The organism is Rhodococcus sp. RD6.2, assembly GCF_001040705.1.
Taxonomy (GTDB): Bacteria; Actinomycetota; Actinomycetes; order Mycobacteriales; family Mycobacteriaceae; genus Rhodococcus_G.
The window spans coordinates 36,031-58,609 of record NZ_CVQP01000011.1 but is presented as its reverse complement, the minus strand read 5'-3'; the positions used below and the strand labels follow the sequence as shown (position 1 = coordinate 58,609).

The 22,579-nt window shown below is 69.0% G+C and carries 21 protein-coding genes; 6 read left to right on the top strand and 15 right to left on the bottom strand.

What is annotated here, in order from left to right; translation table 11 throughout:
* Positions 1 to 6: 6 nt before the first annotated feature.
* On the top strand, positions 7 to 321 hold the full coding sequence (locus RHCRD62_RS22720; protein WP_050067039.1) for a hypothetical protein: 315 nt from the start codon (positions 7 to 9) through the stop codon (positions 319 to 321).
* Here the strand turns inward: RHCRD62_RS22720 and RHCRD62_RS22715 are convergent.
* From RHCRD62_RS22715 to gatC, 3 genes are all read right to left on the bottom strand, one after another.
* Positions 296 to 1,744, bottom strand: coding sequence for a flavin-containing monooxygenase (locus RHCRD62_RS22715; RefSeq protein ID WP_367379656.1), 1,449 nt, complete (start codon positions 1,742 to 1,744; stop codon positions 296 to 298). The genes RHCRD62_RS22720 and RHCRD62_RS22715 overlap by 26 nt on opposite strands.
* Positions 1,745 to 1,880: 136 nt before the next feature.
* The gene (gene gatA, locus RHCRD62_RS22710) at positions 1,881 to 3,356 is read right to left on the bottom strand and encodes an Asp-tRNA(Asn)/Glu-tRNA(Gln) amidotransferase subunit GatA (protein WP_050067037.1); all 1,476 of its coding nucleotides are present in this window, start codon (positions 3,354 to 3,356) and stop codon (positions 1,881 to 1,883) included.
* On the bottom strand, positions 3,353 to 3,652 hold the full coding sequence (gatC, locus tag RHCRD62_RS22705; RefSeq protein ID WP_050067036.1) for an Asp-tRNA(Asn)/Glu-tRNA(Gln) amidotransferase subunit GatC: 300 nt from the start codon (positions 3,650 to 3,652) through the stop codon (positions 3,353 to 3,355). Before gatC ends, gatA begins: the two co-directional genes overlap by 4 nt.
* Positions 3,653 to 4,017: 365 nt before the next feature.
* Here gatC and RHCRD62_RS22700 point away from each other — a divergent pair, with 365 nt between their 5' ends.
* Positions 4,018 to 4,668: an ACT domain-containing protein gene (locus tag RHCRD62_RS22700; RefSeq protein WP_050067035.1), complete on the top strand. Its 651-nt coding sequence runs from the start codon at positions 4,018 to 4,020 to the stop codon at positions 4,666 to 4,668.
* Between the two features lie 142 nt (positions 4,669 to 4,810).
* On the top strand, positions 4,811 to 7,165 hold the full coding sequence (locus RHCRD62_RS22695; RefSeq protein WP_050067230.1) for an arylsulfatase: 2,355 nt from the start codon (positions 4,811 to 4,813) through the stop codon (positions 7,163 to 7,165).
* A 19-nt stretch (positions 7,166 to 7,184) separates the two neighbouring features.
* On the opposite strand, the gene RHCRD62_RS22690 is transcribed toward RHCRD62_RS22695, so the two are convergent.
* From RHCRD62_RS22690 to RHCRD62_RS22645, 10 genes are all read right to left on the bottom strand, one after another.
* Positions 7,185 to 7,673: a GNAT family N-acetyltransferase gene (locus tag RHCRD62_RS22690; protein ID WP_050067034.1), complete on the bottom strand. Its 489-nt coding sequence runs from the start codon at positions 7,671 to 7,673 to the stop codon at positions 7,185 to 7,187.
* Positions 7,674 to 7,897: 224 nt separating this feature from the next.
* The gene (ligA, locus tag RHCRD62_RS22685; protein ID WP_050067033.1) at positions 7,898 to 9,979 is read right to left on the bottom strand and encodes an NAD-dependent DNA ligase LigA; all 2,082 of its coding nucleotides are present in this window, start codon (positions 9,977 to 9,979) and stop codon (positions 7,898 to 7,900) included.
* 36 nt (positions 9,980 to 10,015) lie between these two features.
* On the bottom strand, positions 10,016 to 10,444 hold the full coding sequence (locus RHCRD62_RS22680) for a DUF1801 domain-containing protein (protein WP_050067032.1): 429 nt from the start codon (positions 10,442 to 10,444) through the stop codon (positions 10,016 to 10,018).
* Between the two features lie 14 nt (positions 10,445 to 10,458).
* Entirely contained in the window at positions 10,459 to 11,481 is a 1,023-nt protein-coding gene (locus tag RHCRD62_RS22675; RefSeq protein ID WP_050067031.1) for a methionine synthase, read from the bottom strand.
* Positions 11,478 to 12,569, bottom strand: a complete 1,092-nt coding sequence (mnmA, locus tag RHCRD62_RS22670) for a tRNA 2-thiouridine(34) synthase MnmA (protein ID WP_050067030.1) — start codon at positions 12,567 to 12,569, stop codon at positions 11,478 to 11,480. The genes RHCRD62_RS22675 and mnmA overlap by 4 nt, the downstream gene beginning before the upstream one ends.
* Positions 12,569 to 13,864 carry a cysteine desulfurase family protein gene (locus tag RHCRD62_RS22665; RefSeq protein WP_050067029.1) on the bottom strand — a complete coding sequence of 432 codons (1,296 nt, stop codon included), beginning with the start codon at positions 13,862 to 13,864 and terminating at the stop codon, positions 12,569 to 12,571. Before RHCRD62_RS22665 ends, mnmA begins: the two co-directional genes overlap by 1 nt.
* An 83-nt stretch (positions 13,865 to 13,947) precedes the next feature.
* Positions 13,948 to 14,727, bottom strand: a complete 780-nt coding sequence (locus RHCRD62_RS22660; protein WP_253277445.1) for a lysophospholipid acyltransferase family protein — start codon at positions 14,725 to 14,727, stop codon at positions 13,948 to 13,950.
* A 98-nt stretch (positions 14,728 to 14,825) separates the two neighbouring features.
* On the bottom strand, positions 14,826 to 15,596 hold the full coding sequence (locus tag RHCRD62_RS22655; RefSeq protein WP_050067027.1) for a GNAT family N-acetyltransferase: 771 nt from the start codon (positions 15,594 to 15,596) through the stop codon (positions 14,826 to 14,828).
* Positions 15,597 to 15,739: 143 nt separating this feature from the next.
* A complete protein-coding gene (locus RHCRD62_RS22650; protein WP_050067026.1) occupies positions 15,740 to 16,693 on the bottom strand; it encodes an electron transfer flavoprotein subunit alpha/FixB family protein in 954 nt (317 codons plus the stop codon).
* A 46-nt stretch (positions 16,694 to 16,739) separates the two neighbouring features.
* Entirely contained in the window at positions 16,740 to 17,525 is a 786-nt protein-coding gene (locus RHCRD62_RS22645) for an electron transfer flavoprotein subunit beta/FixA family protein (RefSeq protein ID WP_050067025.1), read from the bottom strand.
* A gap of 232 nt (positions 17,526 to 17,757) precedes the next feature.
* Here RHCRD62_RS22645 and RHCRD62_RS22640 point away from each other — a divergent pair, with 232 nt between their 5' ends.
* The 3 genes from RHCRD62_RS22640 to RHCRD62_RS22630 are packed head-to-tail and all read left to right on the top strand — an operon-like array spanning position 17,758 to position 21,354.
* Positions 17,758 to 18,549: a class I SAM-dependent methyltransferase gene (locus RHCRD62_RS22640; protein WP_050067024.1), complete on the top strand. Its 792-nt coding sequence runs from the start codon at positions 17,758 to 17,760 to the stop codon at positions 18,547 to 18,549.
* On the top strand, positions 18,546 to 20,108 hold the full coding sequence (locus tag RHCRD62_RS22635) for a 1,4-alpha-glucan branching protein domain-containing protein (protein ID WP_050067023.1): 1,563 nt from the start codon (positions 18,546 to 18,548) through the stop codon (positions 20,106 to 20,108). Before RHCRD62_RS22640 ends, RHCRD62_RS22635 begins: the two co-directional genes overlap by 4 nt.
* Before the next feature lies 1 nt (position 20,109).
* Complete coding sequence (locus tag RHCRD62_RS22630; protein ID WP_050067022.1) at positions 20,110 to 21,354, top strand: glycosyltransferase family 4 protein; 1,245 nt, start codon at positions 20,110 to 20,112, stop codon at positions 21,352 to 21,354.
* A 71-nt stretch (positions 21,355 to 21,425) separates the two neighbouring features.
* On the opposite strand, the gene RHCRD62_RS22625 is transcribed toward RHCRD62_RS22630, so the two are convergent.
* The gene (locus RHCRD62_RS22625) at positions 21,426 to 22,169 is read right to left on the bottom strand and encodes an acyltransferase (protein ID WP_050067021.1); all 744 of its coding nucleotides are present in this window, start codon (positions 22,167 to 22,169) and stop codon (positions 21,426 to 21,428) included.
* A 17-nt stretch (positions 22,170 to 22,186) separates the two neighbouring features.
* Positions 22,187 to 22,450: a hypothetical protein gene (locus RHCRD62_RS22620; protein WP_157051036.1), complete on the bottom strand. Its 264-nt coding sequence runs from the start codon at positions 22,448 to 22,450 to the stop codon at positions 22,187 to 22,189.
* Positions 22,451 to 22,579 lie beyond the last annotated feature (129 nt).

Genomic DNA, 22,579 nt, shown 5'->3' with positions numbered 1-22,579 from the left:
CGCCGGATGGAACCCGACGATGTCGCGCGCGCGGTCACCGGCCTCGACGGCGTCACGAACACCGTCGTCGCAATCACGATCGGCGAGTGGGAGGTGCTGGTCGGGGGTGGACCCGACCGGTTCGTGGTCACCGCGACCCGCCCGGACCGCGTCGTCAACGCCGTCACCGACCACGAGAACGAGGACGAGACAATCGATCTGACCGTCGGGGAACAGGCGATCGACTACCCGGCGCGGTATGTGCTGACCCGCGAGCAGGTGGACAGCGCCCTCACCGAGCTCGCCGCCTCCTCGTTCACCGTGGACCGCTGGGAGCACTGAGCCGATAGTCGGCGCGGTCGACGCCGCGCGTGCGGCGGCGGTACGTGCTGACGTTCCCCGGCCAGTTCGTGGTGACAATCCCCGACGAGTTGCGGTACCAGCTCGAACACCTGCTCCACACGGAACGGTCGAGTTCCTTCTGGATTCGGGCGTTGAACCGGTCCTCCACCGCGGGATCGACCTCGACCGCGTGCCCGGGGTTCTCCGCCAGCCAGGACACCAGCCCGGTGATGTGGCGGGCCTGGGATTCGAGCATGTACACGATGGACCCCGACCCGAGGTTCGTGTTCGGCCCGTACATCATGAAGAGGTTGGGGAATCCGACGGTGCTGATGCCGAGGTAGGCCCGCGCACCCTTCACCCACGCCTCGGCGAGCGAACGCCCGGCGCGGCCCCGCACCTCCATCGGTGCGAGGAAATCGGTTGCCGCGAAACCTGTTCCGTAAACAACGACATCGGCCGGGTGCAACGTGCCGTCCGCCGTCCGGACGCCGTCCGGCTCGATGCGATCGATCGACGCGGTGACCAGTGACGTGTTGTCCCGAGCGAGTGCCGGGTAGTAGTCGTCCGAGAACAGCAACCGTTTACACCACGGCTCGTAGTCCGGGGTCAACGCGTCACGCAGACCCGGATCGGCGACCTGTTTCCTGAGGTGACGTCTCGCGAGAAAACGGGTGAGAGCACCCATCTTCCGCATTCTCAGCGTGAACGTGATGAGTTCGAAGTAGCCCCAGGTGCCCAACCGCTCGGCGCCGAGCGTCGCAGGTACCGCCCGGAACAATGCACGCCGACGCGGCCCGAACACGCTGTCCGGCTTGGACACCACCCATGCCGCCGACCGCTGGAAGACGGTCAACTGCTCGACCACCGGCGCGATTGCAGGTACGAACTGGATCGCGCTCGCGCCGGTTCCTATCACCGCGACGCGCTTACCCGCGAGATCGACGTCGTGATCCCACTCGGCCGAGTGGAATGCGGGTCCGCGGAAGGTGTGCCGCCCCTCGATGTCCGGCACCGCCGGCTGCGACAATTGACCGACCGCAGTGACCAGGACGTCGGTCTCGATCACCTCGCCCGCCTTCGTGGTCAGAACCCACCGGTTGGCGCCGTCGTCGAATTCGGCGGTGGCGACGTCGACACCGAACCGGATCGACTCACGGAGTCCCCGGGTGTCCGCCACGCGGCGAAGGTAGGCCAGGATGTCGGGTTGCTCCGAGTAGCGCCGTGGCCAGTCCGGGTTGGGGTCGGTGGACAGCGAGTACAGCGGCGAGGGGACGTCGCAGGCGGCCCCGGGATAGGTGTTCGCCCGCCACACGCCACCGACGTCGTCACCGCGCTCGAGGATCGTGACATTCCGGAATCCGGCTCGCCGCAACGCGATCGCCTGGGCGATCCCCCCGAATCCCGCGCCTACGATCGTCACCGACGGCTGACCCATACCCGTGCCCCCTCACGCCGTCCTCGTGTCGGGAGCCTAGCCCCCGCGTGCGGCGCTCCGGTCCGAAAACGCGAACAGCCCGGAACCCGCATCTGCGGTTCCCGGGCTGAACGGCGTCACGTCAGCGGGTGATCGGCCCGCGTGCCACCTCGTAGGCCGCGGCGACGCGGTACAGCCGCTCGTCCGCGAGTGCGGGCGCCATGATCTGCAGGCCCACGGGCAGTCCGTCGTCCGCGGACAGCCCGGACGGCACCGACATCGCGCAGTGGCCGGCCAGGTTGGTGGGCAGGGTGCACAGGTCGGACAGGTACATCGCCAGCGGGTCGTCGACCTTCTCCCCCAGCTTCCACGGTGTGAACGGGCTGGTCGGCGAGATCAGGACGTCGACCTTCTCGTATGCGGCGTCGAAGTCGCGGGCGATGAGCGTGCGGACCTTGAGCGCCGAACCGTAGTAGGCGTCGTAGTAGCCGGACGACAGCGCGTAGGTGCCGATCATGATGCGGCGCTTGACTTCCTTGCCGAAGCCGGCGGCGCGGGTCGCGGCCATCACCTGGTCGGCGCTCATGTTGCCGTCGTCGACGCGCATGCCGTACCGCATGGCGTCGAACCGGGCCAGGTTCGAGGACACCTCACTGGGCAGCACCAGGTAGTAGGACGCGAGCGCGTACTCGAAGCTCGGGCAGGACACCTCGACGATCTCGGCGCCGAGTTCCTTGAGCTGTGCGACGGCGGCGTCGAACGACGCGATGACACCCGGCTGGTAGCTGTCCGAGTGGAGTTCCTTCACCACACCGATCCGCATGCCCTTGAGGTCACCCGTCGCACCCTGCCGGGCCGCCTCGACCACCGGGCGGACCGGTGTGTCGATCGACGTGGAGTCGCGAGGGTCGTAGCCGGCGATCACCTCGTGCAGCAGCGCGGTGTCCAGGACCGTGCGGCCACACGGGCCGCCCTGGTCGAGCGACGACGCGCAAGCCACGAGGCCGTAGCGGGAGACGGTGCCGTACGTGGGCTTGGTACCGACGGTCGCGGTGACCGCGGCCGGCTGACGGATCGACCCGCCGGTGTCGGTGCCGATCGCGAGCGGCGCCTGGTTCGACGCGAGCGCCGCGGCGCTGCCGCCGCCGGAACCGCCCGGGATGCGGGTGGTGTCCCACGGGTTGCGGGTCGGGCCGTATGCGGAGTTCTCGGTGGACGAGCCCATCGCGAACTCGTCCATGTTGGTCTTGCCGAGCACCGGGATGCCCGCCGCGCGCAACTTGGTCGTCAGTGTCGCGTCGTACGGCGCCACCCAACCCTCGAGCATCTTCGAACCACACGTCGTCGGAGCGTCGGTGGTGGTGAAGACGTCCTTGAGTGCCAGCGGGACACCGGCGAGCGGTGACGCGGGCGCCTCACCCGCGGCGAGAGCGGCGTCGACCTGTGCGGCCGCCGCGAGGGCGGTCTCACCGGAGACGTGCAGGAAGGCGTTGTACTCGCCATCGACCGACGCGATGCGGTCGAGATGCGCCTGGGTGACCTCGACCGAGGACACCTCACGGGCGTGGATTTTCGTCGCGAGGGTGGACGCGTCGAGCGCGGTCAGGTCGGCGGTCACTGCTCTTCTCCGAGGATCTGCGGGACGGCGAATCGATCCTGCTCGACGGCAGGCGCACCGGACAGCGCCTGCTCCGGCGTCAGGCCGGGGACGACGACGTCCGGTCGGGTCACGTTGCTCAGCGCGGTGGGGTTCGCGGTGGGCGGCACGTCGTCCGCAGCGACCTCTGCGACGGTCTTGACGTGGCTGATGATCGAGTCGAGCTGACCGGCGAACTCGTCGAGTTCTGCGTCGGACAGCGCGAGCCGGGACAGCCGGGCGAGGTGTGCAACCTCGTCGCGGGAGATGGCAGGCACCCGTGGGCCCCTTTCAGGTCGGCGAAGAACGATGTCGCCCAGCCTATCGGCTGCCGTCGAACGTCTCGCACCCAGCGCCGCCCGACGCCCGCGCCCCGGCCGAACCCCACTCCTCGGGAGAAGCCTCGGGCAACTCCACGTCGCGCCTCTGGCGAAGCCTCGGGCAACTCCACGTCGGACGCGTTCGTTTCCGGTCGACGGCGCGCGCATGTCGGCCGCGTGACGATTTTCCAAATGAGCTGGGCTTTCCGCGCAGGGACTTCGGATTCGCCGCCACGCTGACCCGTCGGGAGTGGAAGGATGGGCGCCGCGGGCACCGAACCACCCGCTCGCCATGACAACTCGATCGTGACAGAAGGACTTCCGTGTCATACCTACTGCGTGTCCAGCTACCCGACCGACCTGGCAGCCTGGGCTCGCTCGCTGTCGCGCTCGGCTCGGTGGGCGCGGACATCCTCTCCCTCGACGTGGTCGAGCGGGGCGACGGATACGCCGTCGACGACCTCGTCGTCGAATTGGCGCACGGCTCTCTGCCGGACACGCTTCTCACCGCAGCGGAGGCGCTCGACGGAGTGCGGGTCGATTCGATCCGGCCCTACACCGGACTCCTCGACACCCATCGCGAGCTGGAACTGATCGACCAGGTCGCCACCGCCCGCGACGACCGGATGCAGGTTCTCGTCGACGGGGCTGCCCGGGTGCTAAGGGTGAGTTGGGCGATCGTCGCCGGAATCGGCCCGCACGGAACGTTCCGGGTCGTCGGCAGTGTGGGCGCACCGGAAACCCACGCGGGCGACGTGCCGTGGATGCCGTTGGAGAAGCCGACGATTCTCGACGGCAGCGCCGACTGGGTGCCGGACGTCTGGAAGGACATGGACACCACACTCGCCGCGGCACCGCTCGGCGTGTCCGACCGGGCGCTCCTCCTCGGGCGGTCCGGTGGACCGGAATTCCGCCCGTCGGAGATCGCCCGGCTCGGCTACCTCGCAGGCATCGTCGCCACCGTGCTGGGCTAACGGAACGGCCGTGGACATCGTGGACGTGAACGGCGAGGATTGACCGGTACGCGCTCGAGCCGGCCGGTCGGGGCACGCTATGGTCGGCGCGTTCCGTTCCGTTCGGCCTCGGCCGGTGACCACCCACCACTGGGAGGGCACCATGTCCACGAACCACCGGGGGAAGATCACCGTCGACATCCGGGACTCAGTCCCGGACTGGACCCCGTATCTGCCGCGCCGGGCTCCCGAGGGCGCACCGAACGTGCTCATGATCGTCTGGGACGACGTCGGGTACGGCACCATGGACATCTTCGGTGGCCCGGTCGAGACGCCCACCATGCAACGCATCGCCCGGACGGGTGTGCGCTACTCGAACTTCCACACGACCGCGCTCTGCTCACCGACCCGGGCCTCGCTGCTCACCGGCCGCAACGCCACCACGAACGGCATGGCCACCGTCACCGAACTGGGGTCCGGGTTCCCCGGAATCTCCACCCACATCCCGTTCGAGAACGGCTTCGTCTCTGAGGTGCTCGCGGACAACGGCTGGAACACCTACTGCGTCGGGAAGTGGCATCTCACGCCCGGCGAGGAGACGAACATGTCGGCGGTCAAGACGAGGTGGCCGCTCGGCCGGGGATTCGAGCGGTTCTACGGATTCCTCGGCGGCGAGTCGAGCAGCTGGTACCCCGACCTGGTCTACGACAACCATCCGATCGAGCCACCGGGAACTCCCGAACAGGGCTACCACCTGGCGAAGGACCTCGCCGACCGCTCGATCGAGTTCATCCGCGACGCCAAGGCGGTCGATCCCGACAAGCCGTTCTTCCTGTACCTCGCGCCGGAGACCGCGCACGCGCCACACCACGTCTTCGCGGAATGGGCCGATCGCTATCGCGGCGTCTTCGTCGACGGCTACGAAGCCATCCGGGACGGTATCCTGCTGCGCCAGAAGGAGATCGGCCTCCTACCTCCGGACACCGAACTGTCTTCGATCAACCCCCACGGAGAACCGGACGCCACGGGACCCGACGGGCAGCTGTGGCCGATCCTCGACACGGTGCGGCCCTGGGACACCCTCGACGACGACGAGAAGCGCCTGTTCACCCGGATGGCCGAGGTGTTCGCCGGGTACGTCTCCTACACGGACCACCAACTCGGCCGCGTGATCGACCATCTGGAGGAATCCGGCCAGCTCGAGAACACCATCGTCGTGGTGGTGTCCGACAACGGCGCCAGCGGTGAGGGCGGCCCGAACGGGTCGTTCAACGAGTGGCGGTTCTTCAACGGAGTACCCGACACCACCGAGAGCACCCTCCCGCACCTCGCCGAGCTGGGTGGACCGCGGTCGTACAACCACTACAACACGGGGTGGGCATGGGCGTTCGACACACCGTTCCCGTACTGGAAGCGCTGGTCCGGCTACGAGGGCGGTATCGCGGACATGTGCCTGCTCGCATGGCCGGCGAAGGTCCCCCCGCGCAGCGAGCCGCTGCAGCAGTACGTGCACGCGGTGGACGTCGTGCCCACGCTCTACGAGCTGCTGGGCATCGAGCCGCCCGAGGTGCTCAAGGGCTACACCCAGAACCCCATCGAAGGCGAGAGCTTCGCCGCGACCCTCACGGACCCGAACGCACCGGCCAAGGCGACGCAGTTCTACACGATGCTCGGGCAGCGCTCGCTGTATCACGAAGGTTGGCTGGCGTGTTCGCTCCATCCGCCCCTGTCGGGGTGGGGCCGTTTCGAACGCGACGCGTGGGAGCTTTTCCACCTCGACACCGACCGTTCGCAGACCCGGAACCTCGCGGACGACGAGCCCGAGCGACTGGCGATGATGCAGGGGCTGTGGTTCTACTACGCGGGCCGATACAACGGGCTGCCGCTCGACGACCGAAGTCCCATCGAGCAGGTTCTCGCGGAACGCCCGCACGCAGGCAGCGGCCGGGACCGGTACGTCTACTACCCGGACAGCACCGACGTGCCCGAGTCCGCCGGGGTGCGGATCACCGGACGGTCGTACACGATCGCGGCGGGGGTACAGGTGGACGACGCGGACGCGCGGGGCGTCCTGTATGCGCACGGAGGTGTCGCGGGCGGCCACAGCCTGTACATCAAGGATCACCGCCTGCACTACGCCTTCAACTGGCTGGGCAGCGACGTCCGCGACGTTGCCGCCGATCGCGACATCGCCCCGGGCCCGCACGTGTGCACCGCCGAGTTCTCCGCCGCGGGCGCCAACCCGGATCCCGCGATGCCGGGATTCGCCGGGACGCTCACGCTGTACGTGGACGACGAGGAGGTCGGATCGGGTGACATCGTCACCCAGCCAGGGCCCTTCAACATCGTGGGCGACGGCATCTGCGTCGGTAGGGACAGCGCCTCACCGGTCACGCCGGAGTACGAGGCACCGTTCGCGTTCACCGGCGGCACCATCGACAAGGTGGTCGTGGACGTCTCCGGGGAGCGATACGTCGACCACGAGGCGCAGGTACGGGGGTGGTTCGTGCTCGACTGACCCGCTCGGAGCGCGCGGGTCAGACGATCTCGCGCACCAGCACGGTCAGCGGCATGCCGCGGACCGGCTCCCAGTCACGTTCGGGCATGTGCACGAAATCGTTGCGGTCGTAGATGCGGCGGGCGTCGATCATCTCCGGTTCCGTCGAGATGACCACGGCGCGCAGGCCGCGGTCGTAGGCGGCGTCGAGTACGTGCCGCACGAGTGCCGATCCTGCACCCCGTCCGCGCGCGGCCGGCGAGACGGCAAGCATGCGGAACTCGAGTTCGCCGTCCGTCGCGACGTCTGAGAACGGTGTCCCCGGCTCCGCGATGGTGACCGACCCGACGACCTCGCCGTCGAGCTCGGCGACGACGACCTCGGCCTGATCGGATCGTCCGGCGGTGTCCCGCAGGCGCTGGACGTATGCGCTCGCCTCCGCAACGAAGCCACCGCTCACGTAGGACTCGACGGTCAGGTCGGCGACAGCGTCGAAGTCGGTGGGCTCGGCGGGGCGGATCGTGATCATGGCGTCACTATCGCAGCTCGCTCGCGTTCCACTCAAGCCCGTGGTAACGGGCGTGAACGACTCGGTCGGCTCACCCCCAGTTACATCTCAACATTGTCGAACGCGCCGATGACCAGGCAGTTCGAGGGAAGTCCCGGTTCAGGACACTGCCAGGCAACTGCCCTCACAGCCACCCCCGGGAGTGATGTTCACCACGACCGGAAGACCCGCGTGAGGCCGTGTAGCTACTCGGATCCGGGTTCGGACACCGCATCGGGACCACCCTCGAGCAGCCGCACGAAACCCGCCTCGTCGAGGATCGGGACACCGAGTTGCTCGGCCTTGTCCGCCTTCGACCCCGGGGCGTCACCGATGACCACGAACGCCGTCTTCTTCGACACCGATCCGGCAGCCTTTCCTCCCCGCTGCAGGATCGCCTCCTTCGCGCCGTCGCGGGTGAAGCCCTCCAGCGATCCGGTCACCACGATCGACAACCCTTCCAGGTTTCGTTCGATCGAGGCGTCCCGCTCGTCCTCCATGGACACCCCTGCGGCACGCCACTTCTCGACGATGTCGCGGTGCCAGTCGACGGCGAACCACTCGACGACCGCGGCCGCGATGGTGCCGCCGACACCATCGACGGCGGCCAGTTCGTCGACCGAGGCAGCCTCGATCCGTTCCAGGCTCGCGAACTCTCCGGCGAGCGCGCGGGCCGCGGTCGGGCCGACATGCCGAATCGACAGCGCGACCAGCACCCGCCACAGCGGCTTCGTCTTCGACGAGTCGAGATTGTCGAGCAATCGCTTCCCGTTCGCCGACAGCGCGCCGGCCTTGGTGGTGAACAGCGACGTCTTCATCAGATCGTCGGCGGTGAGCGAGAACAGGTCGGCTTCGTCCTGGATGACGCCCGCCTCGAGCAGCGCGGTCGCCGCCTCGTAGCCGAGGACCTCGATATCGAATGCGCCGCGACCGGCGACGTGGAACACCCGTTCACGCAGCTGCGCCGGGCAGGACCGCTGATTGGGGCAACGGATGTCGGCATCGCCCTCCTTCGCGGGCGCCAGTTCCGTTCCGCACTCGGGGCAGTGCGTCGGCATGACGAACTCGCGTTCGGATCCGTCGCGCACGTCCACGACCGGGCCGAGCACCTCGGGGATCACCTCTCCGGCCTTGCGGATGACGACGGTGTCGCCGATCAGGACACCCTTGCGCTTGACCTCGGACCCGTTGTGCAGGGTCGCGAGGGACACGGTGGACCCGGCGACCGTGACCGGTTCCATGTACGCGAACGGGGTGACCCGCCCGGTGCGCCCGACGCTGACCCGGATGTCGAGGAGCTTGGTCGTGGCCTCCTCCGGCGGGTATTTGTAGGCGGTGGCCCACCGCGGGGCCCGCGACGTGGCACCGAGCCTGCGGTGCAGAGACATCTCGTCGACCTTGACGACCAGGCCGTCGATCTCGTGCTCGACATCGTGTCGATGCTCGTCCCAGTACGCGACCTTGGCGACGACCGCGTCGGCGCCCTGCACCCGCGCCGTGTGCGTCGAGACGGGCAGTCCCCACGCGGCCAGCGCGGTGTAGGCGTCGTGCTGACTGACCGGGTCGAAACCCTCGGTGCGGCCGATGCCGTGGCAGATCATCCCCAGCCGCCGCTTCGCGGTGACCGCGGGATTCTTCTGCCGCAGCGAACCGGCGGCGGAGTTGCGGGGATTGGCAAACGGCGCCTTGCCCTCCGCGACGAGCGAGGCGTTGAGCGCCTCGAAGTCCTCGAGTCGGAAAAACACCTCACCGCGCACCTCGAGAAGCGCGGGCACCGGGTACTCGTCGGTTCCCGTGAGGATGTGCGGGATGTCGTCGATGGTGCGGGCGTTGAGGGTGACGTCCTCCCCCGTGCGGCCGTCGCCGCGAGTGGCGCCCCGCACCAGCTTTCCGTTCTCGTACACCAGGCTCAGTGCGACGCCGTCGATCTTCACCTCGCACAGGTAGTGCAGATCCGGGCCCGTCTCTGCCTCGACTCGGGAGATCCAGGTGCGCAGTTCCGCTTCGTCGAACACGTTGTCCAGACTGAGCATTCGCTCGAGGTGATCGACCGCGGTGAATTCCGTTGCGAATCCGCCGCCGACCAACTGCGTGGGCGAGTCCGGGGTACGCAGCTCGAGATGACGTTCCTCGAGGTCGGTCAGCTGCCGGAGCAGGGCGTCGAACTCACCGTCGCTGATGGTGGGCGCATCCTTGACGTAGTAGCGGAACTGGTGCTCGCGCACCTCTTCCGCGAGGCGCTGCCACTCGTCGCGTTCGGCTGCGGTCGGTGTCCCGTTCTCCGTCACGGGAAAAGGCTATCCCAGGCCACCGACACCACCGGGTCAGGAGCCTGCGCCTCCGTCGCGCGCACGCAGGCCGAAGGTTCCCGCGGTGACCGCCGTGTACGACCGCGCCACGAGCTGTTCGAGGACGCCCAGGTCGACGTCGGCGAGATCCTTGAAGTAGAGGCACCCGACCCCGGACGTGTGCGGTCCGAGGCGCCCGACGAGGTCGGGGTGCGCATTGACGCCGTCGGCGAGATAGACCGTCGACGCCGCCTTGCGCGGCGAGAATCCGGCCGCGGGCGCATCGCCCTCGCGTCCACTCTCGTACTTGTAGTGGTACATACCGAAGGCCACGATCGACGGACCCCACATCGCAGCCCGCTCGCCGGTCGCCGACTCCATGAGGGCGAGCAGCGTCGCGGCGTCCCGCCTGCGCACGCGATGCGTCACCCGGTCCAGAAACGCCTCGACTGCCTGGTTGACCATCACGTCAGGGTATGTCAGCCGAACTCCGCGCCCTCGGCGAACGCACGGGCGACCTCGGATGCCGCTCGAAGGGACTGGCGCGACCACTTCGCGCCCGCCGCGGCCAGCCCGCAGGTGGGCGTGACGACGACCCGATCGGCGAGTGTCGTGCGAGGGAATCCGAGCCGGTCGACCAGGGTGACCGCGGGGCGCGCCAGATCCCGCCACCCGGGAATCCGCTCGGGGGCGGCGGTGGGGACCAGGCCGAGTGCGAGGTTCAGCCCGTCCTCGAGCAGTTCCCCGACACCGTCGAGGTCGGCTGCACGCAGCACGCTCAGGTCCAGACCGACAGCCTGCGCGCCACTGCGTCGGAGCAGGTCCACGGGTGGAGACGCGGCGCAGCAGTGCACCAGCACCGGCACGCCGACGGACCCGATCGCGTCCTGGAGCACCGCGAGGGCCTCCGGCTCCGGCAGTGCGCGCGGCGCCTGCAAGATCGACACCCCGGTCAGCGAGCCGTCGAGTACCGACCGCAGCGCGGGCTCGTCGAACTGCACGAGCACCGGCGAACCGAGCCTGCGCTCCACCTCCGCGACGTGCGCGCGGACACCCTCGGACAGCGACTCGGCCAGGTCCCGCAACGCACCGGGATCGGTGAGGGCCCGATGCCCGCCGAACAGCTCGACCTGAGACGCCAGCGTCAGCGGACCCACGGCCTGCACCTTCACCGGCTGATCGGTTCCGCGACGACCGGCGACCTCCCATGCCTCCTCGAGGGCGTCGAGGTCACGGGCGAGGTGGTCGCGGGCGGCGCGGGTGACCGGGCCCGGGCGCTGCGCCACGCGGTACCCGGTGGTCGAGGTGTCCAGGGGCAGATCGACGAGCAGCGCGGCGGCGCGACCGATCATGTCGGCGCCGATACCCCGGCCGGGGAGTTCGACAAGGTGCGGCAGTTGCGGCAGTTCCCCGACCACGACCGCCGCGGCCTCACGGGCGTCGTCGCCCGGCCAGGATCCGATCCCCGTCGCGACACCGACGGGGAAACCAGTTTCCGTCAACGTGATTCACTGCCCGCGGTGCCGGCGATGGTGCCGCTGCCGAGCACGATGTCGCCTGCCGCGTCGCGGCGGTACAGCACCACGGCCTGCCCCCGCGCGACACCGGTCAGCGGCTCCCGCAGCCGAATGTCCAGGCCACCGTCGACCTCTTCGACGATCGCCTCGGCGAGTCCGCCGTGCGCACGCACCTGCACGGTGCATTCGACGGGCCCCGCGGGCGCCGACCCCGACGTCCAGATCGGACGATCCGCGCGAATCGTCCACACCTGCAGACGTTCCGCCGAACCGACCTTCACCGTTCCGGTGTCGGGCTCGATCGCGGTGACGTACCGGGGCCGGCCGTCCGCGGCGGGCCCCTCGACTCCGAGTCCCTTGCGCTGACCGATTGTGAAGCCGTGCACGCCCTCGTGATCGGCGAGTTCGGCGCCGGTGTCGGCGTCGACGACCTTGCCGGGACGGATGCCGATCTTCGCTCCGAGGAACGCACGCGTGTCGCCGGACGGGATGAAGCAGATGTCGTGGCTGTCCGGCTTGTTCGCCACCGCCAGTCCACGTTCGGCGGCCTCGGCGCGGATCTGCGGCTTCGGGGTGTCCCCGACCGGGAACATCGCCCGCGACAGCTGCTCGGCGGTCAGGACGCCGAGAACGTAGGACTGGTCCTTGTCCGCGTCGACCGCTCGCCGGAGCACGCCGTCGTCGAGCTGCGCGTAGTGACCGGTGACGACGGCGTCGAAACCGAGTGCGATCGCGCGGTCCGCGAGTGCTGCGAACTTGATCTTCTCGTTGCAGCGCAGGCAGGGATTGGGGGTCTCACCCGCCGCGTAGGCCGCGACGAAGTCGTCGATGACGTCTTCCTTGAACTGGTCCGCGAAATCCCAGACGTAGAAGGGGATTCCGAGCATGTCCGCCGCACGGCGGGCATCACCCGCGTCCTCCTTCGAGCAGCAGCCACGCGAACCTGTGCGCAGGGTGCCGGGGGCCGTCGACAGCGCCAGGTGCACCCCGACCACCTCGTGCCCGGCCTCAACCGCCCGGGCCGCCGCCACCGCGGAGTCGACTCCACCGCTCATCGCCGCCAGTACCCGCATCAGCGCGCTCCTCCCGTGCTCTGCATGCGCCTCGACCTCGACCCTGCCAACCCTGCCGCGCGCGCCCGTTCCACGACCTGGGGCAGCGCCGTCAGCAGGGCGTCGACGTCGGCATCGGTGGACGTGTGGCCCAGCGAGAAGCGCAGCGAGCCCCGCGCCACTCGCGGGTCGACACCCATCGCGATCAACACGTGGCTCGCGCTGGCGACACCGGCGGTGCATGCCGACCCGGTCGAACATTCGACACCTGCCGCATCGAGCAGCATCAACAGCGAGTCGCCCTCACAGCCAGGGAAGGTGAAGTGGGCGTTGCCCGGCAACCGGTTCGGGCCGACCGGCCCGTTCAGGACGGCGTCCGGCACCAGGGCCTGAACTCCGTCGATCAGCCTGTCCCGCAACCGAACCAAATCGGACACCGTGTCCTCGCGGTGGTCGACGGCCGTGCGAAGCGCCGTCGCGGTCGCAACCACCGCAGCGGTGTCGAGGGTGCCTGCGCGCAGATCTCGCTCGTGCCCGCCGCCGTGCAACAGCGGCGCGCACGGCACCTGCCTGCCGAGCAGGAGGGCACCGGATCCGTGCGGGCCACCGAACTTGTGGGCCGCGATGCTGAGCGCCGACAGACCACTCGCGGCGAAGTCGACCGGCAGCTGCGCCGCCGCCTGAACCGCGTCGCTGTGCATCGGGACGTCGAACTCGGCGGCGATCGCGGCCAGGTCGAAGATCGGCATGATCGTTCCGACCTCGTTGTTCGCCCACATCACGGTGACCAGCGCGGTTTCGTCGGGATGCGCGGCAAGTTCGCAGCGCAGGTCGGCTGGGTCCACCGCGCCGTACTCGTCGACAGGGAGCCACACGATCTCGGCACCCTCGTGCGTGGCAAGCGACTCGACCGCGTCGAGTACCGCGTGATGCTCGACCGTGCTGGTGACGACGCGGCGACGACGCGGATCGGCATCCCGGCGCGCCCGGTAGATGCCCTTGACCGCGAGGTTGTCGGATTCGGTGCCACCCGAGGTGAAGATCACTTCCGAGGGCCGGGCGCCCAGGTCGGCGGCGATCGACTCGCGTGACTCCTCGACGCGGCGCCGCGCGGCACGCCCCGATCCGTGGAGCGACGACGCGTTCCCCACCGTCGCGAGTACGTCGGTCATCGCGGCGATCGCCTCCGGCAGCATCGGCGTGGTCGCGGCGTGATCGAGGTAGGCGGCGCGGGCCGGGTGCGCGGAAGCCGACCGCGCCGAGGGTGCGCGATCCGAATCACCGGCTCCGGCGAGAGGGGGGTGGGACGAAGTCATGACCCGACCAGGATAGCGGGTCTGTGGAGGTGGCCCCGACGGCCACCACGCTGGTCGGACCCGAGCCCGTCGACGCTCCGGTCCTACTGGACCGGGACCGGCCTCCGATCGACGGCAACGACCGATCCCACGTGCGCCGCCGCCAACAACACGTCCACCTCGCGCTCGCGCCTGTCCCCACCGTGCACGACCCGCTCGCATCGCTCGGCCAGCTCCCGTCGGTCCAGGCCCGGCTCCTGCAGCGGTCCGCGCCGGACCTCGGCGATCACGCCCGGCAGATGGATCGTCCGCCGCAGACTGGCGAGGAGCGTCTGCTCGCCGACGAAGCACACGCCCGTCTCGGTCGTGCCGTCCCCGCGCACGTACCGAAGTTCGATCGGCTCCACCACGGCTCCCGAGTCGACGGCGGCCTGGAACAGCGCGGGCCGCAGCCGTCCGTACGCCCTCCCGCACCAGGTGGTGCCCTCGGGGAACGCGACGACACGGGTGCCGGTTCGTAGCCGTTCGGCGGCCTCGTCGACGACCCCCGGGAGGTCGCGCAGCCGTCCCCGGTCGATGGGAACGACGCGGACCCGACGCGCGAGACGCCCGATCAGCGGCCAGTCGAGCAGGTCGGCACGGGCGACGTACTCACCGTGATCGATCGCGTTCAGCACCAGCACGTCCAGCCAGGAGACGTGCCCGGCGACCGCCAGGACCCCGCGTCCCGGCTCGCCGATCGGACCCCGTTCATCGCTGACCTGCAGGCGGACGCCGAGCGCCCAGAGCACCATCAGGATGTACCGGCGGTGCACACCGCGCCGCCGGGGCGCCGGCAGCAGGACGGCGAGCGGCAGCAGCAGCGCCACGGTCGCGGTCGTCACCAGAGCCGCATACCTCAGTGCGACTGCGCCCATCCCCGCGCGCACGTGAGCCGTATGACAGGTGTCCGTGCACGGACTCGCGGGCATCCACTGATGGCTCATCGTGCGTTCACCGCCGACCGCAGCCTGCGAAGGTATCGCTCGTCGACCTCATCCATGCCGATCAACGCCACGAAGTCGGCCACGCCGAAGTCGGGGTCGTGGGCGGGCTCGCCGCAGATCTTCGCGCCGAGGCGCAGGTATCCGCGCATCAGTGGCGGGAGAACGGGTTTCGCGGGCGGCTCCAGGGCCGCGAGGCCGGGAACCGGACGCAGGGGTCGGACCCTGCGGTCGGGTGCGCTCGCGTGGTCCGCGAGCAAGCGGTCGCGAACCCCGCGGACGTTCGCGCCCGCGACCTCGTCGAGTCCGAGGCGCATCGGCACCGACACGCACCCGATCGCCCATCGGTGGCCGGTGAGGTCGAGGTAGTTGAGCATCCCGGCCCACATGAGACCGAGGACGGTGCCGCTGCGGTGGTCGGGGTGGACGCAGGCACGGCCGAGTTCGACGAGGTCGGATCGCAGCGGGTCGAGTGCGGTGACGTCGAATTCGGTTGCGGTGTACAGCCCTCCGGCCGATCTGGCCGCATCAGGAGTGAGGATTCGGTAGCAGCCGACGGTCTCGTCGGTCGTCTCGTCGCGAACCAGCAGGTGGTCGCAGTGTTCGTCGAAACGGTCCGTATCGAGGCCGCCCGCGTCGGCGGACGGCGTGAACCCGGGTTCTGTGGCGAACACGCTGTGCCGCAGTCGCTGCGCGGCTTCGCGGTGCTCACGATCCGAGGACACCAGCAGTGTGTAACGGGCCGCGGCCCGGACCTCGACAGTGGTCATGGCACGAAGCGTCGACCGTGTTGGCGGCGCCCCGCCGTCGCTGCGGTGTCATGTCGGCGGCAACCCGGTGAAGAAACGGGTGAGGGGAACCCTTGCCCGGTCGGACCGGGCGAGGGTTCCCCTCACCGTGGAGCAGCGGGCACTCAGCCCTTGTGAGCCTTGACGGCCTCGGTCAGCTGCGGAGCGACATTGAACAGGTCGCCGACGATGCCGTAGTCCGCGATCTCGAAGATCGGGGCCTCTTCGTCCTTGTTGACCGCGACGATGGTCTTCGAGGTCTGCATGCCCGCGCGGTGCTGGATCGCACCGGAGATGCCGAGGGCGATGTACAGCTGCGGGGAGACCGTCTTGCCGGTCTGACCGACCTGGAACTGGCCCGGGTAGTAACCCGAGTCGACAGCGGCACGCGAGGCGCCGACAGCGGCACCGAGTGCGTCAGCGAGCTCCTCGACGACCGAGAACTTGTCCGCGGAACCGACACCACGACCACCGGAGACGACGACGGACGCCTCGGTGAGCTCGGGGCGGTCGCCACCGACGATCGGCTGACGGGAGGTCACCTTGACGGCGTTCTCCTCCTGAGCCGGGACCTCGACCGCGACGCGCTCGGCGGCGCCGGCCTGCGGCTGCGCCTCGATGGCACCCGGACGGACCGAGATGACCGGAACCTCACCGTTCGCCTTGGCCTCGACGGTGAACGCGCCACCGAAGATGGAGTGGATGGCGCTGTCGGCCTTGACGTCGATGACGTCGACGAGCAGACCGGAGCCGATGCGCGCGGCCAGACGACCGGACACCTCCTTGCCCTCGGTCGAGGCAGCGGTCAGGACCGCGGCCGGGGAGACGGACTCGACCAGCGAGGCGAGGACGTCGACCTTCGGCGTGATCAGGTAGCCGTCGATGTCGTCGGACTCGGCGGCGTAGACCTTCGCGGCACCGGCGGCGGCGAGGGCGTCCTGCAGCTTGTCCGCGGTGCCGGCGGGACCGGCGACGACGGCGGCGGGCTCACCCAGAACACGGGCGGCGGTGATCAGCTCGGTGCTGACCTTCTTGAGCGCGCCCTCGGCGTGCTCGACGAGCACGAGTACTTCAGCCATTGCTTTCTTTCTCCTACGTGTGTTTCTGCTGGTGGGGGGGCGCGAATCAGATGATCTTCTGACCGACCAGGTAGGACGCGATCTGGTTGCCGCCCTCACCCTCGTCGGTCACACGCTCACCAGCGGTACGCGGGGGCTTCGGGGTGGACGCGGTGACCGTGGTCGCGGCGTTCGCGACACCGAAGATGGACGGGTCCAGGCCGATCTCGGCGAGCGTGAGGACCTGCACCTCCTTCTTCTTCGCGGCCATGATGCCCTTGAAGGACGGGAAGCGCGGCTCGTTGATCTTCTCGGTGACCGAGACGATCGCCGGCAGCGGAGCCTCGAGCGCGAAGACGCCCTCGTCGGTCTCGCGCTCGCCGGTGGCCTTGCCGTCGGCGATGGTCAGCTTGCGCAGGTGGGTCAGCTGCGGCAGGCCGAGGTACTCGGCGATGATCGCGGGGACAGCGCCTGCGCGACCGTCGGTGGCCTCGTTGCCTGCGATGACCAGCTCGACGCCCTCGATCTGACCGAGCGCAGCGGCCAGCGCGTACGAGGTCTGGATCGCGTCCGAGCCGTGCAGCGCGGGATCGTTGAGGTGGATGGCCTTGTCGGCACCCATGGACAGCGCCTTGCGGATGGCGTCGGTGGCGCGGTCGGGACCGGCGGACAGCACGGTCACCTCGCCGCCCTGGGCCTCCTTGATGAGCAGGGCTTCCTCGACGGCGCGCTCGTTGATCTCGTCGAGCACGGCATCCGCGGCCTCACGGTCGAGCGTGAAGTCACCGTCGGTGAGCTTGCGCTCGGACCAGGTATCGGGAACCTGCTTGATCAAAACGACGATGTTCGTCATGGGTCTTCGTCGACCTCCTGTGTCAGTTCTCAGCGAGCGGCTCCGCGGTGGCCGAGCTCTCGGGTATTCATCTACTTCGCACGATGACCGTGCGCCAGATTACAACACGCTAAGCTACTGGCGGGTAACTTAGCGGGGAATCACCTTCACCATAAGACCGAAAGGCGGCTGAACCGCTGTGATCTGGACCACCACGGCACACACTGGAACACGTGGCAGTAATCTCGCAGCGGTGAGTGACACATCTGTTCCGGCCGCAGCGACCGACGATCATGCGCCTCTGCCCCTGACGGGCGAGCGCACCGTCCCCGGAATCGCCGAGGAGAACTACTGGTTCCGCCGCCACGAGGTGGTCTACCAGCGACTCCTCGGACGCTGCGCCGGTCGTGTCGTCCTCGAAGCCGGGTCCGGAGAGGGCTACGGCGCCAACATGATCGCCGATGTCGCCGAACTCGTCATCGGCCTCGACTACGACACCTCCGCCGTTGAACACGTGCGCGCCCGCTACCCGCGAATCGACATGCGACAGGGCAACCTGGCGGATCTGCCGCTGGACGACGCGAGCGTCGGCACCGTCGTCAACTTCCAGGTCATCGAGCACCTGTGGGATCAGGCACAGTTCCTCGCCGAGTGCTTCCGCGTCCTGACGCCCGGAGGCGAGCTGCTGATCAGCACGCCGAACCGGATCACCTTCTCCCCCGGTCGCGACACGCCGCTCAACCCGTTCCACACCCGCGAACTCAACGCGGCGGAGCTCACCGAACTGCTCGAACAGGCCGGCTTCGAGGTGACGACGATGACGGGCGTGCACCACGGCCCACGTCTGCGCGACCTCGACGCCGCCCACGGTGGCTCGTTCATCGACGCCCAGATCGACCGCGCCCTCGCAGGCGAGCCGTGGCCCGACGACCTGGTCCGCGACGTGGAGTCGATCACCATCGACGACTTCGCCCTTGACCCGGCAGACATCGACGCCAGCCTCGACCTCGTCGCCATCGCCCGCAAACCGGAAGCCACGGAATGACCACGCCACGCGCCACCGAGCAGCAGCCGGGCATGTTCGCCCTGGTGTTGCACTCGCACCTGCCGTGGCTGGCGAATCACGGCCGGTGGCCGGTCGGCGAGGAATGGCTCTACCAGTCGTGGGCAGCCTGCTACCTGCCGCTGGCCCGGGTCCTACGCACCCTCGCGGACGAGGGCAGGCAGAACCTGCTGACGCTCGGTATCACCCCGGTGCTCGCGGCGATGCTCGACGACCCGCACAGCCTGTCCGGCATGCACCACTGGCTCGGAAACTGGCAGCTCCGCGCACACGAGGCCGCGCTGATGCCGGACGACGCCCGACGCCAACTGGGCGCCCGCGAGCACCGGCTCGCCGCGCAGTCCCTCGCCGAGTTCGAACAGTCGTGGGCGCACGGCGCGTCGCCCGTGCTGCGAAAGTTCGTGGACGCTGGGACGATCGAACTACTCGGCGGCCCGCTCGCGCACCCGTTCCAGCCGCTCCTGCACCCGCGCCTGCGCCGCTTCGAGCTCGCGGAGGGACTCGAGGACGCGAAGATGCGCTGGGGCACCAAGCCTTCCGGCATCTGGGCACCCGAGTGCGGGTACACGCCCGGCATGGAACGCGAGTACGCCGAAGCCGGGATCACCCACTTCATGGTCGACGGACCGTCACTACGCGGCGACACCTCGGTGGGCCGCCCGGTCCGCGAATCCGACGTCGTGGCGTTCGGCCGCGACCTGCAGGTCTCGTACCGGGTGTGGTCGCCGAAGTCGGGATACCCGGGCCACCCCGCCTACCGCGACTTCCACACCTACGACCACGACACCGGCCTCAAGCCGTCGCGGGTCACCGGGAAGACCGTCGACTCGAAGGACAAGGCCCCCTACGACCCCGCACTCGCGGCCGCTGCCGTCGACAAGCACGTCGAAGACTTCGTCGACACCGTCGTCGACCGGATCCGCAGCGAGCGTGCGCGCACCGGGCGGGACGCCCTCGTCGTCGCCGCATTCGACACCGAACTGTTCGGACACTGGTGGTTCGAGGGCCCGCAGTGGCTGGAGAAGGTGCTGCGCGCACTGCCCGAGGCGGGTGTGCGCGTCGGCACCCTCTCGCAGGCCCGTGCCGACGGGTACGTCGGCGAGCCGGTCCAACTCGCCGACTCGTCGTGGGGCAGCGGCAAGGACTGGCGGGTGTGGGCAGGCGACCAGGTCTCCGACCTCGTCCAGCTCAACTCCGAGGTCGTGGAGACCGCCCTCGACACCGTCGACAAGGCCCGGGGCAGTGCCCGCGCGCCGGGACGCCCGGAACTGCGCGACCGCGTCAACGACCAGATCCTGCGCGAGGCGATCATGACCGTCCAGAGCGACTGGGCGTTCATGGTGAGCAAGGACTCCGCCGCCGGATACGCCCGCGAGCGGGCGCACAAGCACGCACACGCCACCAGGGAAATCGCCGAGGCGGTGGCGTCCGGGCATCCCGAGCGCGCCGGCCGGCTCGCAGACGGCTGGAACCACGCCGACGGACTGTTTCCCGGACTCGACGCACGCCGACTGCCCGACGACGTCACCCCAGGGAGTTGAGATGAGAGTCCTGATCGTGTCGTGGGAGTACCCGCCGGTGGTCGTGGGCGGCCTCGGCAGGCACGTCCACCACTTGGCGACCGAGCTGGTCAAGGCGGGGCACGAAGTCGTCGTGCTCTCGCGCAGGCCGACCGGAACCGACTCGTCGACTCATCCGACGATCACCCACATCTCCGACGGCGTCCTCGTCGTCGCGGTCGCAGAGGACCCCGCGCACTTCGTCTTCGGCGAGGACATGCTCGCGTGGACCCTCGCAATGGGGCACGCGATGGTGCGCGCGGGCATCGGACTGGCCCGCCCCGGCATCGGCGACGGCTGGCGGCCCGACGTCGTCCACGCGCACGACTGGCTCGTCGCACACCCCGCGATCGCGCTCGCGGAGTTCTACGACGTCCCGCTGGTGTCCACCCTCCATGCCACCGAGGCGGGAAGGCACAGCGGCTGGCTCTCCGGGACCATCAACCGCCAGGTCCACTCCGTCGAGTGGTGGCTCGCCAACGAGTCCGACTCGATCATCACCTGCTCCGCGTCGATGGAGGAGGAGGTGACCGAACTCTACGGACCGAACCTGTCGCCGGTCACCGTGATCCGCAACGGGATCGACGTCGCGACGTGGACGTACCGTGAGCGAGCTCCGCGGTCGGGGCCGCCGCAACTGCTGTTCGTCGGAAGGCTCGAGTACGAGAAGGGCGTGCAGGACGCGATCGCCGCCCTGCCCCGGATCAGGCGCAGCCACCCCGGCACGACCCTCGCGGTCGCGGGCGAGGGCACCCAGTACGAGTGGCTTCGCGAGCAGGCCCGTACGCACCGCGTGCTGCGGTCGGTGAACTTCCTCGGATCACTGGACCACACGGAACTGCTCGGGTGGCTGCACGGAGCCGACGCCATCGTGCTGCCCAGCCGGTACGAGCCGTTCGGCATCATCGCGCTCGAGGCAGCGGCGGCGGGAACTCCGCTCGTCACGTCGACGGCGGGTGGCCTCGGCGAGGCAGTGGTCGACGGGGTGACAGGATTGTCGTTCCAGCCTGGCGACGTCGACGGACTGACGTCCGCCGTCCGCGAGGCCCTGGACGATCCCGCCGCCACGCAGGAACGGGCTCGTGCCGCCCGCGAGCGACTCACCGAGGACTTCGACTGGCACCAGGTGGCCCTCGACACCGCCCAGGTGTATCTGAGTGCGAAGCGGCGCGTCCGGCATCCGCTGGCGCGGCCCGACATCCCGCAGCGCCCCCTCCCGGGCCGGTAGGCATTCCGCGCCCGTGAGTCCTGTCGGTTCCGTGACGGGACCGACAGGACTCACGGGCGGCGGCAAACCGCCTAGCCCGCTGCTGCGGCCTTCTTGCGCGCGATGTCCTCGAGGGCGGCAATGTACTTCGCCCGCTCCTCGGCGCCTGCCTCCCACGACTCCTTGCGGTTCTTGACGACCTTCGCGGGCGCACCGACCGCGATGCTGTAGTCCGGCACCACACCCTTGACGACGGCGTGCGCGCCCAGGACGCAGCCGCGCCCGGTGATCGTGTTACGCAAGACCGTCACCTTGGCGGCGATCCAAGTGTCGGGGCCGATCCGGACGGGGCCCTTCACGATGCCCTGGTCCTTGATCGGGGTGTTCACGTCGTCCATGCGGTGGTCGAAATCGCAGATGTAGCACCAATCGGCGACCAGTGTCGAGGCACCGATCTCGATGTCGAGGTAGGTGTTGACGACGTTGTCCTTGCCGAAGACGACCTTGTCGCCGATGCGCAGCGAGCCCTCGTGGCACCGGATCGCGTTGCCGTCACCGATGTGGACCCACCGGCCGATCTCGAGCCGTGACAGCCCCGGCGTGGAGTGGATCTCGACCCGCTTACCCAGGAACACCATGCCGCGCAGGATCACGTGCGGGTTGGCGAGCTTGAACTTGGCGAGCCGGTAGTACCGCACCAGGTACCACGGCGTGTAGGCCTTGTTCGCGATCACCCATCGCAACGAGTCACGGGTCAGGAACTTGGCCTGGTCCGGGTCGGTTCGCCGGGATCCACGCCACCTCGTGCGCAACGGAGCGCCCCACATGCTGGTCATAGGGGAACAGACTACGTTCACCCATGGTGAGGTCGGTCACGGCCCAGGCCTTGCCCGACGTGATCGAGACCGCTGAGCATCAGCGCGACTCCGACCGCACCCACCACCACCACGGCGACGGCGAGTGGCGACCCGGTCAGCACCCCGACGAGGACGGTGCTGCCGAGGATCAGTGCGACGACGATGACGGCGCCGGCATGAGGTGCGGCCAGGAGGTGGTCGACGTCGGTTTCCCTCGCGGGCGTCGTGACCGTTGCGGCGTTCGTCACTGCCGTTGCCATGAACACATTTCAGCACACTTTTGGCGAATAATTGACCTCTTGAAAACATTAACAATTCGATACATTCTTCCAAACGATAAATCGCGAATTCATAACGTTCTTACTTGATTTGTAACCGAAAGAAATTCT